General features: G+C 61.5%; 18 protein-coding genes and 1 pseudogene. 11 read left to right on the forward strand and 8 right to left on the reverse strand.

Annotation, left to right across the window (positions count from 1 at the left end; genetic code table 11):
- Positions 1 to 115 precede the first annotated feature (115 nt).
- The 4 genes from Q0C59_RS01745 (at position 116) to Q0C59_RS01760 (ending at position 1,500) form a co-directional block, all read left to right on the forward strand.
- Positions 116 to 544, forward strand: coding sequence for a MerR family DNA-binding protein (locus tag Q0C59_RS01745; protein WP_291210837.1), 429 nt, complete (start codon positions 116 to 118; stop codon positions 542 to 544).
- Between the two features lie 77 nt (positions 545 to 621).
- On the forward strand, positions 622 to 993 hold the full coding sequence (locus tag Q0C59_RS01750) for a mercuric transporter MerT family protein (RefSeq protein WP_291210840.1): 372 nt from the start codon (positions 622 to 624) through the stop codon (positions 991 to 993).
- A gap of 7 nt (positions 994 to 1,000) precedes the next feature.
- Positions 1,001 to 1,282, forward strand: a complete 282-nt coding sequence (gene merP / locus Q0C59_RS01755) for a mercury resistance system periplasmic binding protein MerP (protein WP_251711178.1) — start codon at positions 1,001 to 1,003, stop codon at positions 1,280 to 1,282.
- Positions 1,279 to 1,500 (forward strand): GDCCVxC domain-containing (seleno)protein, encoded by a 222-nt coding sequence (locus Q0C59_RS01760; RefSeq protein WP_291210844.1) that lies wholly within the window; start codon positions 1,279 to 1,281, stop codon positions 1,498 to 1,500. The genes merP and Q0C59_RS01760 overlap by 4 nt, the downstream gene beginning before the upstream one ends.
- A gap of 240 nt (positions 1,501 to 1,740) precedes the next feature.
- Here the strand turns inward: Q0C59_RS01760 and Q0C59_RS01765 are convergent, their stop codons facing one another.
- Positions 1,741 to 1,944 (reverse strand): hypothetical protein, encoded by a 204-nt coding sequence (locus tag Q0C59_RS01765; protein ID WP_251711181.1) that lies wholly within the window; start codon positions 1,942 to 1,944, stop codon positions 1,741 to 1,743.
- Positions 1,945 to 2,144: 200 nt separating this feature from the next.
- Here Q0C59_RS01765 and Q0C59_RS01770 point away from each other — a divergent pair, with 200 nt between their 5' ends.
- Both Q0C59_RS01770 and Q0C59_RS01775 read left to right on the forward strand, forming a co-directional pair.
- Complete coding sequence (locus Q0C59_RS01770) at positions 2,145 to 3,530, forward strand: FAD-containing oxidoreductase (protein WP_251711182.1); 1,386 nt, start codon at positions 2,145 to 2,147, stop codon at positions 3,528 to 3,530.
- Between the two features lie 114 nt (positions 3,531 to 3,644).
- Positions 3,645 to 4,139: a helix-turn-helix domain-containing protein gene (locus tag Q0C59_RS01775; RefSeq protein WP_291210848.1), complete on the forward strand. Its 495-nt coding sequence runs from the start codon at positions 3,645 to 3,647 to the stop codon at positions 4,137 to 4,139.
- Between the two features lie 83 nt (positions 4,140 to 4,222).
- On the opposite strand, the gene Q0C59_RS01780 is transcribed toward Q0C59_RS01775, so the two are convergent.
- Complete coding sequence (locus Q0C59_RS01780; RefSeq protein ID WP_251711184.1) at positions 4,223 to 4,702, reverse strand: PAS domain S-box protein; 480 nt, start codon at positions 4,700 to 4,702, stop codon at positions 4,223 to 4,225.
- A 26-nt stretch (positions 4,703 to 4,728) separates the two neighbouring features.
- Entirely contained in the window at positions 4,729 to 5,757 is a 1,029-nt protein-coding gene (locus Q0C59_RS01785; protein ID WP_291210851.1) for a response regulator, read from the reverse strand.
- Between the two features lie 311 nt (positions 5,758 to 6,068).
- Between Q0C59_RS01785 and Q0C59_RS01790 the strand changes: the two genes are divergently transcribed.
- Positions 6,069 to 6,215: a hypothetical protein gene (locus tag Q0C59_RS01790; RefSeq protein ID WP_251711557.1), complete on the forward strand. Its 147-nt coding sequence runs from the start codon at positions 6,069 to 6,071 to the stop codon at positions 6,213 to 6,215.
- Between the two features lie 3 nt (positions 6,216 to 6,218).
- Here the strand turns inward: Q0C59_RS01790 and Q0C59_RS01795 are convergent.
- A pseudogene (locus tag Q0C59_RS01795) lies at positions 6,219 to 6,371 on the reverse strand (helix-turn-helix domain-containing protein); the annotation flags it as partial.
- A 211-nt stretch (positions 6,372 to 6,582) separates the two neighbouring features.
- On the opposite strand from Q0C59_RS01795, the gene Q0C59_RS01800 reads away from it, so the two are divergent.
- The 4 genes from Q0C59_RS01800 (at position 6,583) to Q0C59_RS01815 (ending at position 8,109) form a co-directional block, all read left to right on the forward strand.
- Positions 6,583 to 6,915: a hypothetical protein gene (locus tag Q0C59_RS01800; RefSeq protein WP_251711555.1), complete on the forward strand. Its 333-nt coding sequence runs from the start codon at positions 6,583 to 6,585 to the stop codon at positions 6,913 to 6,915.
- Positions 6,916 to 7,021: 106 nt separating this feature from the next.
- Positions 7,022 to 7,210 (forward strand): hypothetical protein, encoded by a 189-nt coding sequence (locus Q0C59_RS01805; RefSeq protein ID WP_251711554.1) that lies wholly within the window; start codon positions 7,022 to 7,024, stop codon positions 7,208 to 7,210.
- A gap of 9 nt (positions 7,211 to 7,219) precedes the next feature.
- Entirely contained in the window at positions 7,220 to 7,564 is a 345-nt protein-coding gene (locus Q0C59_RS01810) for a hypothetical protein (protein WP_251711553.1), read from the forward strand.
- Positions 7,561 to 8,109 (forward strand): hypothetical protein, encoded by a 549-nt coding sequence (locus tag Q0C59_RS01815; RefSeq protein WP_251711552.1) that lies wholly within the window; start codon positions 7,561 to 7,563, stop codon positions 8,107 to 8,109. Before Q0C59_RS01810 ends, Q0C59_RS01815 begins: the two co-directional genes overlap by 4 nt.
- Here the strand turns inward: Q0C59_RS01815 and Q0C59_RS01820 are convergent.
- Genes Q0C59_RS01820 through Q0C59_RS01835 form a run of 4 tightly spaced genes read right to left on the reverse strand, consistent with a single transcriptional unit; the run spans position 8,029 to position 13,121 of the window.
- Positions 8,029 to 9,471, reverse strand: a complete 1,443-nt coding sequence (locus Q0C59_RS01820) for a hypothetical protein (protein WP_291210860.1) — start codon at positions 9,469 to 9,471, stop codon at positions 8,029 to 8,031. The two genes, Q0C59_RS01815 and Q0C59_RS01820, sit on opposite strands and share 81 nt — an antisense overlap.
- Positions 9,458 to 10,399, reverse strand: a complete 942-nt coding sequence (locus Q0C59_RS01825) for a hypothetical protein (protein WP_251711550.1) — start codon at positions 10,397 to 10,399, stop codon at positions 9,458 to 9,460. Before Q0C59_RS01825 ends, Q0C59_RS01820 begins: the two co-directional genes overlap by 14 nt.
- The gene (locus Q0C59_RS01830) at positions 10,399 to 12,477 is read right to left on the reverse strand and encodes a hypothetical protein (RefSeq protein WP_291210865.1); all 2,079 of its coding nucleotides are present in this window, start codon (positions 12,475 to 12,477) and stop codon (positions 10,399 to 10,401) included. Before Q0C59_RS01830 ends, Q0C59_RS01825 begins: the two co-directional genes overlap by 1 nt.
- Entirely contained in the window at positions 12,474 to 13,121 is a 648-nt protein-coding gene (locus Q0C59_RS01835) for a hypothetical protein (RefSeq protein ID WP_291210868.1), read from the reverse strand. The genes Q0C59_RS01830 and Q0C59_RS01835 overlap by 4 nt, the downstream gene beginning before the upstream one ends.
- Positions 13,122 to 13,125 lie beyond the last annotated feature (4 nt).

Here is a 13,125-nt window from a genome sequence, read left to right on the forward strand (position 1 = left end):
CGCTCAGCGGAGGTGCATGGACACCGCAGACAAAACGCAGCACCGAACATCGATCAGCAGGGATCGTAGCTTGGACTGCGCTATGCTGGAACCGTAGCTAACTACAGAGCATCGAATGAACCTGCACAACGATCACCTGACCATTGGCGAGTTTGGTGCCCTTGCCGGCGTCGGTGTGGAAACGATCAGGTTCTATCAGCGCAAGAGGCTGCTGTCCGAGCCAACGCGGCAGGCCGGGAGCATCCGCCGCTATGGCGCTGCCGACGTTGAAAGGCTGCGCTTTATCAAGTCCGCGCAGAGTGTGGGGTTCAGCTTGGATGAAGTCGGGGAGCTTCTGAGACTTGAGGATGGTGCCCAATGCAAGCAGGCAAGCGCCCTTGCAGAAGCAAAACTTGTCGAGATCCGAAGGAAGTTGGCGGAGTTGGCGCGCATGGAAGTGGCTCTGTCCGGCCTGGTGAAGGCTTGCCGCGTTGGTCGGGGCAAGGTGGCTTGCCCGCTGATCGCTTCCTTTCATGCACCGACCGAAACCAATTGCTCTGAATGAGCCCAGGTACGCTGGAGTGACCACCCTGGTCCAATGGCCTTGACTCCGTAGCCTAGTACGGCCTTAGTCTTGGCAGCATGAACACTGAGAAACCGCCGACACAAGGAGCCTCGAGCTCCGCATCTCCTGTACTTGGGGCAGCGATCTTTGCCGCTTTGGTGGCCTCTCTTTGCTGCGTTGCCCCATTGGTCCTGGTCTTAATTGGCGTGTCAGGCGCCTGGATCGGGCAGCTCACTGCCTTCGAGCAGTACCAGCCCATCTTCCTTGCGATAGCCGGCCTGGCCCTCTTCATGGCCTGGCGCATGATTTGGCGCGCACCTGTGTGCGAGGACGATCGCGCCTGTGCTACGCCAGAGGGCAAGCATGCCCAGAAAACTGTTTTCGTGATGGGGGTGATCCTCCTCGTCGTCGTTCTTGGATTTCCTCTTGTCGCCCCACTGTTCTATTGAGGTTGAAATGAAAACTGCACTCTTCGTTCTCGCGGTCTTCGCAACTGGTCCTGCTTTCGCCGACACCCGGACCGTCACCTTGTCTGTACCCACAATGAGCTGCGCGTCTTGTCCCGTGACGATCAAGGCCGCGCTATCAAAGGTGCCTGGCGTCGCCTCCATCAAGAGCGACCTCGCCAAGCGGCAGACGACTGTGGTGTACGACGACACCAAGGTAGATGTGGCGACCCTTTCGAGGGCCACTGAAAACGCCGGCTTCCCATCAACACCCGTGAAGGTGGCCAAGTGACAACGCAGCCGGAACTGATCTCCGTGTTGACCTGCCCAAGCTGCGGACACGCGAAGGTCGAGACCATGCCCACGGATGCGTGTCAGTGGTTCTACGACTGCGAGGGGTGCGGCGCAGTGCTAAAGCCAAAGGCCGGCGACTGCTGCGTCTACTGCTCCTACGGCACCGTTGCGTGTCCCCCGGTACAGGCGAGCGTGTCCAAAGGCTGCTGCGGCTGATATCAGCACGACAGACCCATAGTCTGACCACTTACACACGAACCCCGGGAATGACCATGATGAACTGTATGGATGGAATGAGCGGAATGGGCTTGATGATGGCGCCAACTGTGCTGATTTTGCTTTTGGCTCTGCTTGGCCTGGTACTTGGCACAGGGGTGCTACTAAGACAATTCCGGAAAAGCTGACTATTTCAGGCAATGCGGGCCACCCTCTCCCGCGCCGCCCCGATCTCGACATTCACCATGCTGGACATGGGTGAGAGCTGCTGCCGGTGGTGGCGAACGACTTCACCTTGTCCCCCAGTGCTGCAAACTCCCGATATGCAGAGGGGATCACCTGCCAGCAGGAATATTGCACCTGCAGGAAACTCCGCGGAATCAGGCAATGGGCATTAGGGTCGAACTTGTCCATGTAGATCGTTCCGTCCAGCAGCACGTTCACCACCATCGTGCCGCCTGGCACAAGGTGAATCTACCGCTCGAAATGCCGGTCGAAAAACTCAACACTGCGGTTGGTGCCCATGGGTGTCTCTCTAGTGGATTCCGACGCGCAGGACAGGCCGCGCCTGAATGGGTCGACAGCACCTATACCGAAGGTACATGATCAACAGGGTCGTTTACACCAACCCAGAGATCCCCCGCATGCTCAAGGAAGTTTTTGATGCCATCGTCGTCGGCGCTGGCCAGGCAGGCCCCGCCCTGGCCGCGCGCTGTGCCCGCGAAGGGCTGCGCACCGCCGTGATCGAGCGCCATCTTTTCGGCGGTACCTGCGTGAATGTGGGCTGCGTGCCCACCAAGACACTGGTGGCCAGCGCGCGTGCCGTGCGCCAGGCGCAGCGCGGCGCCGAGTACGGCTTTGACGCGGGAGACATCCGGGTGAACATGGCGCGGGTGAAGGCGCGCAAGGAAGGCATCGTGCTGCACTCGCGGCAGGCGGTGGAGGCGTGGATGCGGGGTCTCGCCCACACCGAGGTGATCACCGGTGAGGCGCGCTTCGTGGCGCCGGCCACGCTGGAGGTGAATGGCCGTCAGCTCACAGCACCGCGCATCTTCCTCAACGTGGGTGGACGCTCGGTGCGCCCGGAACTGCAGGGCATTGACGACGTGCCCACCCTGGACAACGTATCGATCATGGAGCTGGCGACCGTGCCCGAGCACTTGGTCATTGTGGGCGGCAGCTACATCGGCCTGGAGTTCGCGCAGATGATGCGGCGCTTCGGCGCCCAGGTGACAGTGGTGGAGCGCTCGGCGCGTCTGCTACCGCGCGAAGACGCCGACGTGTCGGACTGCATCCGCGAGATTCTTCAGGCAGAAGGTGTGCGCTTCGAACTGGAGGCTGATTGCCTGTCGCTCGCGCAGCGCGCTGATGGCATCGCGGTGGGCGCGCAATGCTCGGATGAACGAGCACCCATCGTCGCCAGCCATGTGCTGTTGGCCGTGGGCCGCCGCCCCAACACCGACGGACTCGGCCTGGAGAGCGCCGGTATCCGCATGGACGCCAAGGGCTATATCGAAGTGGACGACCAGTGCCGCACCAGCGCTGAGGGTGTGTGGGCGGTGGGTGACTGCAACGGCAAAGGCGCTTTCACGCACACCGCCTGGAACGACCACGAGATCGTCGTTGCGAACCTGTTCGACAACGACCCGCGGCGCATCTCGGACCGCATCCCCTGCTATGCGCTCTTCATCGACCCGGCCCTGGGCCGCATGGGAATGTCCGAGACCGAAGCCCGTGCGAGTGGGCGGCGGGTGTTGATGGGCAAGATGCCGATGCAGAAGGTGGGCCGCGCGCGCGAAGCGGGTGAAACCCAGGGCTTCATGAAGGTACTGGTGGACGCCGACACGCGGCTGCTGATGGGCGCGGCCATCCTCGGACTCAATGGCGACGAAGTGGTGCACAGCCTGCTGGACCAGATGGCCGCCGGACAGCCCTGCGACGTGATGGCGCGCACTGTACATATTCACCCCACGGTGTCGGAGCTGCTGCCCACGCTGCTGCAGCAGTTGAAGCCACTGGACGGGCACTGAGAGCGCTTCACAACATCAGCCTTTGGCGCTTTATTCCCCACGATACTCCGTGAAGCCATTCCAAGGAGCCTAGGGTGGGCCACTTCGACTAGCTAAGTTATAGGACGCGTAAGTTTGTTGCATTACTATGTGCAGATGACCTCATTCGCCGACTCTCTCAAAAAAGAAATCGCCCGAGTTGCCCGCAAGGAACTGCGAGAAGAAATTGCAGCGATGCGCAAGACATCTACGGCTCATCGTTCCGAAATCGCTGCGTTGAAGAAGCAGCTGAAGGCCGTGCAGGCACATGTCAACCGGATGAATAGGAATCAGGGCAAAGGCAAGGTGGAAAAGGTTCGGGTCGCGGAGCGTGCAGTACAAGAATCGAGCGCAGTGCAAATTAAAGGGAAACCGGGGCGCAAAGTGGTGTTCACGTCCGAACGCCTTAAGGCTCAACGCGCCAGATTGGGATTTACCCAAGAGCAGATGGCCAAGCTCTTGGAGGTTTCATCACTTTCGATCTGGAAGTGGGAGTCTGGCGGGGCTTCTCCTCGCGCCTCGAGAGTGCCGCAGATCCTGGAGCGTCTGGCCCTTGGTAAGCGTGAGGCGGAGTCGCAGATTGCCGCTTGAATGCGCATTACTTCAGTAGTCACCCCTGGCTAGCCTAAAAACGGCTTCATCACGCTAACCCAAGTTTGATTTTCAAAGCCGAACTACTGCCCTGCAGCGAGTGTTGTGCTTATTCCACCTCCTTCTGCCGTTTCACCAATCACAACTATTGTGGCCCCCAAGGCCGCCACCATATGCTCTGTCACCGACAGGAAGAACGCCTGTCCGATTTTGGGTGAAACCCCTTCAGCGAGATTGATCAGCATGTTGCGGCGCCGCTTCTCTTCAGCCACATTGAGGACGAAGGAGAGGGCACATGCTTCGCCTTCTATGTCGATGATCTCGGCCCATACCTTGACCTCGACCAGTTCGCCCTTGAGGTTGCACACCTCTGTTTCGTAGCCCATCAGGCGACCGTTGCGCCGTATGGTGTTGACATAGTTTTCGCGCACCTGTTTGCTTGGCCAGATACCTGTTTCCAGCGATGTCTTCCCAATGAAGTGTTGGGGAGGACCACCAAACACCTGCTCGCATGCGTCGTTGACCTCAAGGTAAAGCCCGTCTTTCAGGCGTGTCAGGGTCATGCAAATCGGACTTGGGTTGTCTCGGGTTATGCCGTAAGGGCGATCCACTCGTCGAGATGGGCGTCGAACACTTGAAGTTCGGCGTCGAAATCGCTCATGCTGCACGCAATGCTCTGACGCACCAGCGTGCGGCAGGCGTTCTCGAGTTCGGCGCAGAGATCGCCCAAGTTCAGCGCACCAACCGACCTCGAAGACGACTTCAACTCGTGGGCGATAGATCCCAGACGGGCGAAGTCTTCGGCCAGAAACGCCGCGTCCATACGTTCCGCAAGACGGCGGGACGATATCTGGTATTCGCGCAGCAAGCCACGCACCATTGCCGGGTCATCGCCAATCAGACTGTTGAGCAATTCGATGTGCATCACGCCCGCCGCCGTCCTCAGCGCCGACGCGTTGGCGCCCGGAACGGAACTTGACTCGCTGCGCCCTACTTCCTGTGGTAACCACTTCCGCAACGCTGCCTCGAACAGGTGCAGCTGCATCGGCTTGGTCAGGCAGGCGTCCATGCCGGCCGCCTCGGCACGGATCGCCTCGCCCCGCAAGGCATTGGCGGTCAGCGCAAGAATTGGCAGGCGCTGTTGCCCGGGTCGTTGCCGCCTGGCCTCTTCTCGACGAATCGCCTGCGCTAGGCTGTAACCATCCATGTCGGGCATGTGCAGGTCGGTTAGCAGCAACGCATAGGGGCCGCTGTCAAGAAGTCGCAAAGCCTCTGCCCCGTTGCTGGCCACCTCCCCTGCGTAGCCCAGTACTTCGATCTGGCGCAGGATGACAATCTGATTTATTCGGTCGTCCTCCGCAATCAGAATCAGTCGGCCCTGGGCGCGCGCTTCTGCCACGGTCGGTGCGCGCAGCGGCTGGTTGGGGAATGGGATGTCGCGAAATGCTGGGGTGCGAGAGGACGCCCGCCCAGCTGCAAAGGCGACCATGCGCACCAAAGTGGCCGATTGCAGGCCGTTGCCGTCCAGTGAAGTCGCCTGCGGTGCGGGAATGGCCGTGCAAATCTGCGCACCGCGCGTGATGAACAGGTGCCTGACTGTATGCACACACGCAGCCAAGCGGTGGCGCTCTCCATTCAGCGCGGTCTGGTACCGGAGGCGGATCTGAACTGAGAGCTATGCTGAGAACGCTAAGCAAACGCAATCGGACTGCGTGCAACGTCAGCCTCAAGACGCGCTGTGACGCCACGTCTCATTGATCAGGGCCAACCGAAGGGCACCTATTAATCCGGTTGCCGTCGCTATTGGGCTGGGACTGCTCACCGCGCTCTTCTTGGGTGGCAAGTAAGAAACCGTGGAGGCGGCGGGCTCCTTCCGATTCCTCACCAGTGAGCTTTCCTCTCTCTTGCAGAACACGCCGACCTAATCGCTTGGCCACGAAGGGCACCAACCAGACCTTACCGGCCAGCGCGGCGGGACTGCCCTACTTCCTTACGATATCGCAGCGCCATCGCCTGCGTAAGTTCAACGACATCCACCTCGAGTGCTTCCGCAAGCCGAAAAAACACGGCAAGTGAGGGCTGGGTCTCAGCGATCTCCAGCCGAGCCACAAACGAGCGATGTACTCCCGCCCGGTGAGCGAGTTCTTCCTGACTGATTTTCAAGCTGGCGCGGCGTGACTTGATCTCTGCCGCAGCAGCACGGAGGACCGGTAGGTCCTGAGCTTTTCGCATGCCCCGCACTGTGGGCAGACTGGCTCATTTATGCACCTGCATATATGGTACAAAATGCAGATCAACATACCGATTGAGTGCTCTTCTAGGGAGTACGACCCAAGGCACTACCCACAGGAAGCCGATGCATTTGCAAGCCTTGCGCCCGAAACAAGGGACCAGCCTCCTACAACTTCACAATCTGTTGGACGGCAGGGGATGGAGATCGGCCATGCCGACGTCTCTGCCCGACACCGTGCTGCTTCGCCTTGCACTGGACTTTCGATGTGTCGAGGCTGGCTCGGGCACACTTGAATCCGGGACGAAGGACGAAGAGCCCTCGCTTACCGCCGCCTTGTATGTCGTCATGAACCTACTAATGCAACACCCTGATAGCGCCGGAGACAAGAGCGAACTGCAGATATCGGACGCGGGATTGATGCGTGCCTTCCAGATCTACCAGGTGGGCCTTGAACGCGAAATCGTGACCCGTATCACCGGGCTTTCGACCTCCACATCGCCGGACGCCCTCGCCGAAGAAATGTTGCGGTGCGCGGATGAGTGAAACGGCTGACGACCGGGTCCTGTGGACTGCGTGGTGCGACTATTCCGCCACTGGCGAGGGGCGCTCAATCATGGCGTGCATTGCATACGCTCGCACTGGCGACGAGATGCGTGCCCACTTCACCGAGAAAATCGGCGACTGGTTCGCCAAAGGCTGTGAGGTCCAAAATGGCGTGGTACGAAACGAAATCAGCCGGTTCATCTGGCGCGAGGCGATGCTCGATGCGGTCGAAGGTTGCGGAAAGCGGCGCGTCTGGGTCGATGCGAATTCGCGGATGCACTTCAATCTCTCCTGAACTGTGAATATGTACATACTCGTTCGCGACGATGTACCGCTGGGATATGCCATGGTGGCCGTTGCGCACGCGTCACTGGCTGGATATCTGACGTTTCAGCACACGCCAGAGGTACGTGAGTGGCTGAACGGACCGTTCTTCAAGGCAGTTTGCAAGGCAAACGCCAAGGAGTTCGAGAACGCGAAGCAGGTTGCAGACCACGTCGTTCTCACCGAATCGGCCCTCGACAATCAAGAGGTTGCAATCGTGTACAAGCCGCGAGCCCATTGGCCGAAGATGTTCAAATTTTTGAGGCTGTACCGTGACTCCGCGAGCATGCCGCGTTCGCCCCAGGGCCCCGCGCCCCGGGCTTGAAGCGGCTGCCCAAGCTTGGTTCGATCCAAGGCGTTGCCGCCCATCGTATCGATGCCGGAGCGCCGAAAGCTATCGCGGCCAAGGTGGCAAGCATCGCGATGGTCGCGCAACGCGAGATCGAAGGTCCAACTGGCGTCGACGGCGACGGGCGGCCCGAGCAGCAGCTGTACGTGCTGGCGGACGCTGGACGTTGCATTGCCATGGTGTTCATCGGCCAGACCGACTATGTCTGGCACCTCGCATGGAACGATGCGAAGCCGGGCGGCGTAGAGCTGCGGCCAGAGCATGCCACCATGCGTGCCCACCCTGTGATCGCACGCGTATGGGTTGCCGCCAACTACAGGCAACGCGCAATTGCACAAGAGCTCGTGGACCTGGCGGTAGGCCATTCTGGGTTGGACCGCCAGGCTCTGTGGTGGGAGTTGCCCTTCACCATAGGTGGCAATTCGCGCGTGCGCAAGATCTCACCCGCCGCCTTCCTGGGTTCCTGCGACCCGGCAGAGATGGGCGAAATCCTTGCCGGCAAAGCGCGCGCGGAGGTCTGAAAGGCCGGACGGAGGCCAAGCACTGCCGGCGGCCAGATTCGGCATCGGATCGAGCGCGTCGAGAACACTGCCACCGCCCTGCTCCAACTTGGACGGCAACAACCGGTCCCCATACCGCCGAATCAGCCGTAAGGCGCCTGCAAGGCTCATGCGACACCGAAACTCCGTCATCGCCTCGCCCCCCACCTCGACGTGCCGCCATGGCGCTGAGAAGGCAGCCGGTTCGAATTGTTCATTCCAAGGCACTTCCTCGATCCAGCGCAAGGATCGGATGCGCAGCAGGTTGAGCGCGAAGAGCTTGTACACTTGGTAGCGCGCCGCATAGGCTGCGCCCGCCGCGTCCTGAGGAAGCCACTGCACGAAGGTGGGCAGCGAGGATCCGAGCCACAAGTGGCCTCGCTCCCAAATCTCCTTGGGCCTGCCCAACTGCACCGCCGTGCGCGCCAATGCGACCGCCGTCAGGTGCATGGGACGGGTGATCCGCACCCCTCCGCCATGCGCGTGGTTCAGCTCCGGCAGTAACGAACAGGAACCCCCAACCGCTTCGATTTGCTCTTGCAGTTGCCAGACTGCCTGCGCGCGTTCATTGACGGCGAGTTCGTGCCGCTCGGCGTACTTCAGCGTCGCTCCGAATCGGGGGGTCAGACTCTCGGAGATCATGCGCAATGCCGTTCCGCGATGGAGCGGCCAGGATCGGTGCAGCCCGATCGAGACGCGATGGATGCGCAGGGCTTCGTGGCGGTACCTGGCGGCCGGGTGATCCAGCCTGAAAAAGTTGCACGCCTGTGCCCGCGGTAGCAGCGCGTCATACAAGCGTTGGAAGGCCTCGGGCTGCTCGACCCCCTGGGACAAGCAGCTCTCCAGGCTCCCGGTCAGCACGAAGGGGTAGCCGCACGACCAGCAGAAGTTGTGGTGTTCCAAGAACGAGTTGGTGCTGGTCGGAATGGGACTTCCACACTCGATGCAGCCCACACGCAGTCCGCATCCGTGCACAGGGCACGCGCCTACCGAGAGGTGCTGAAACATCGCCGTGTGCCAACCCTGGGAGAGGCAGTCTTGGCAATACCGAAACTCGCCGACCAGGATGTGGCCGGCTTCTACGTCGCCCAGGAGCGACGCGCCCACGCTGTCGCGCCAGAACCGACTCGGAAACCCGAAGGCATGCCCATGGGCTTCCCGATAGCTTTCGATGTGGAAGACGTTGTGGTCGTTGCGGCGAACTGAACCTTGAATCCGGCGCCCGTCTGCGAAGGTCCATGCGTGGCGGTGGGCCAGCGCCGTCAGCAGCATCACGGCCGACGGAGTGGCGCCGCCGACGCCACGCTGCCCGAGCTGCTCCACGATGGCATTACCGAGCGACATAGTGACGCAGCACCCTGTGCAGACCGGCCTTCTTCATCGCAGCCTTCGCCCTCGCCGCGTCGATCACGCTCTGCGGGTCGGCGGCCAGGTGGAGGAACATCGAATTCAACGCTGGGCGCAAGTAAGCAAAGGGAAGCCGGACCGCGGTGGCGGTGAGGTTGTCATCGGTCAAGAGGGAGGTGACGGCCTCCTCAATGGACCGCGCCAATTCGGTGATTGACCAGCCTTGCCGAGCCCGATCCGGAAAGTGGCGGGTGGTAAATTCCAGACCTTCTCCCTCCATGTTCGTCAGGAGCGCCGCGATGTCTTCGATAGTCAGCCCGTGGTAGATCTCCATGCCCTGGAAGAACCTGCCGATCGTTTGCAGGTAGTTGTTCTGGAAGGCCAGGTCGATGGTGGCTTTCATCTCCGGCTGACCGATGGACAGCATGTGGGGCACGAACCCTGCCCTGCGCAAGTCCGATGCAAGACTCATGAACACCGGGTACAGCTCGTGCGGGATGTTCTGCAGATCGTCGATGATCAGAACCACCCGCTTGACGCGCAGCGCCCTGCACCTGGCAACAATCATACCGAGCACGCGGCTATAGATCGTCACCAGATCCCGACCCGCAGCAGCGGTGCTGTCCAGGCAAAGAAGGCACCTCCTGAGCACAGCCTCCGGCGTCTTCGGCTTCATGAGCAGGAACTCGAAGATGAAAGCCGCCGTGGCGGGTAGCATCGCCGGGAGGACTTGCTCGATGTACTTGGCAAATTCGCTCTTGCCCACGCGCTGGATGCCCCAGATGTGCCCACCTTCCAGCTCGCACTCCACCCAGTCGGCCACCACGATGGCTTTGCGTTCGATCTCGGGCGTCCAGATGGGCCGGTTCGGAAAGAAGCCACCCCTTTCGTCCGTGTTGGATGACAGGTTTAGGTGGTCGCTCATCACAACTTCCTGGGCACGACAAAGCGGCGTACCAGCGCGGTTGGCACCTCGGGAGCAACAGCAGGGGTGGCAGCCGGCCGAAGGGGCGGCACGTTCGAGGAGAAGTCCTCAGGCAACGGCTGGCCATCCACCTGCAGGGGCGGCGGCAGAGGCAACCGATCGGGGACCATGACTGCATCGACGTCCAGAAACTCGTCGCCGGCTCCCACGGCAAGGACCTGATCCTGGATCGCCTCGGATGGCAACTGGCGCTTGAGGTAGCGCATGATGTAGGCGTACTCCAGAGCCGCTTGACTGTCATGCTTGGCGCGTTCGGCCAGGTGGCGCAGAACGCCAAAGAGTGGGGAGTCACCGGGTCGAGACCGGTAACGCGCGTCTGAACGGTTCTTGCTGATGATCTCCAGCATCCGCTGGTCGTGCGGCACGTTTGCCATGGGGCCCTCGCACGTGACGACGTTGAAGGTCGCGAATGACTGGTCCACCAGTTCCAGGGTGCGCAGGTCCTCGTAGTCGTACATAGCAAAGAGCTTCTTGCCGCCCAGGCCGGGCTGGACCTTCAGCCATGGGGACGCATAGCGGCGCTGCTTGTAGAGTACGAAGTTGCCGCGGTTGTCCTTGAGATCGCAGTGCACTGTGACCGGCCAGGGTTCGCAGAAGTTGTGCGGTTTGCGACGGATCTCTGGCAGGTAGTTGCACTTGATCTTGTCGGTCAGCACCAGGCGCGCCAACCGCGTGAAGGAGTCCAGGTAGCCCGCTCCGGAACTCTCCATCACGTTCTGGTTGGCGAAATAGACGTCCAGCGCCTGCTCCAAGAGCCCGATTTGCACGCGCTTGCCCACCGGGATCGCGGCCCGCTCGCGCACGGGATCCTGCGGTCCCGTGCCCGTGGTCCCCGGCAACTGGTGGACCAGAGCGCGCACCAGGTGGCCGAACGAGCTTTCGATGTCGGGACGGCCCTTCGGCCGCCCCGGTATGCCGAGCAACACCCGCCCACCGAAGAGTCGCTGCAAAAGGGTTTGCAGCGGGTTGAACAGGTGCGACAGCGCGTTATCCAAATAGACCAGGATCGGCACCGCATAGCGAAGCGGCTCGAACACGTTCTGCGGGAAACCTGCGCCCTTTTCGTACTGAATGGTGGCCTCCACGCAGTCGACGGCCGGTTGACCAAGGACCGCGTTTCGGAACAGTCGGATGATGTCGGACCCGGCCGCCTGCTGCCGCAGGCACATGTGCCAGGCGATGTTGCAAGCGACGTTGCCAATCGAGCGGCAGCGCAGGACCTGGAATTGGCTGAGCGCCACGAACTCGACGTCCCAGCGCGCCATCGGTAGCTCAATCACCGCTTCCAGGTCGACCTTCATCTCGTCGATCACCCATACGGTGTAGGGCATGGGTGGCGTGCGCGAGGTTCCATCCCCCAACTCGTAGAGCGCGGCCACGGCCGCAGCCGATCCGTGCTGCTTTTCGATGTGGCGGCGGCGGTTCTCGAACTGGTACACCTTCTCGTACCAGCCTTGCAAGGGCTCATAGCCCTTGCCCTTGGTATTGAGCGGGTAGTCGGTGGCGCACAGGCCCTCGTCCTTGCAGATCTCGATAAACTTGGCGTGCATGAGATGGGGCGTCACCGTGTTAGGACGCTCCTTGCCGTTAAGGAACTCGGTCAGGCGCCGGAAAATTTCCGGGCGATCCTTTACGAGCTTCTTGAAAAGGCCGGCGTAGCCGCCGAACTTGCTGGTCTTGCCGGCCGGAACCTTGCGTTCGCGTGCTGCCTGCACCCGGTTGCGAACGAACGCGCGGGTTCCGCAGATCTGGTCGGTCCCGGCCTGCGCGCCGAGCGCGCGCACCATAAGATGGAAGAACTGCGTCTCGCTCAAACCGGCAAGCTTTTTGACCTCGCGGAAGGGCGCCTGATTGAGAAACGCCGTGGCTGCCCTGGTCAAGGCGATAAGGCGCGCCCTCTTCTTGAGGTCCGGCACGGTGTTGGGATCGACTGCCGGCCAGTTGGAGATGTCTCGCCACTGCGGGGGGATCGCGAGGTAGAAGGCCGCTCTTCGCAGCTCCTTGCGCGCCTCGATCATTGCAGCACCTCCTGCGGGCGCAGCACGCGGTAGTTGTCCTGCGACAGGTCCAGGCGCAGCAGGCCGTGGCAGTGCATCCAGGCCAAGCGCGCATCAGCCAGTTGCGGTGACACACCCAGGGCCGTCACCAAGCGGCCACGGTCGGTGTCTCCGCAGGCATCCAGCGCCGAGGCGATCCGCACATCGAGCTCGAGCCCTTCGTCTTCATGGATCGCGCCGGCCTGACGCAGCAGTTCCATGCGCCAGAAGACGTCCACGTTGGAGCGCACTTGCGCGAAGGTGGTCACCACGACCTGCGCATCAAGCGCGCGGCCAACGCGCTTGAGTGTGTTGATCCGAGAGCGAGAGCATTCTTCTGTCTTGCAAACCAGATGCAGGCGGCTTGCGCCGGTTCTGCGGCTGGTGACGACGAAGGTGGCGACGGCCTCGCAGGTCTGCCCCTCCACCTCGGCGACAACCGGCGCCGCCTTCACGGTGATTGCGGTTGTGTCCGGATCGAACCGTACGTGCAACCAGCCCTCGTATTCGTAGGCGTGAGCGAACTGCACGTGCTGTCGGGAAATCGGGTCGTAGCAGCGACTGACTGCGCCACGAAATTCGGCATAACGCCCAGTGCGTCCGCCCCAGCGGGTAAAGTCTTTCATGGTG

The sequence above is a fragment of the Hydrogenophaga sp. genome (assembly GCF_022844385.1).
GTDB lineage: Bacteria > Pseudomonadota > Gammaproteobacteria > Burkholderiales > Burkholderiaceae_C > Hydrogenophaga.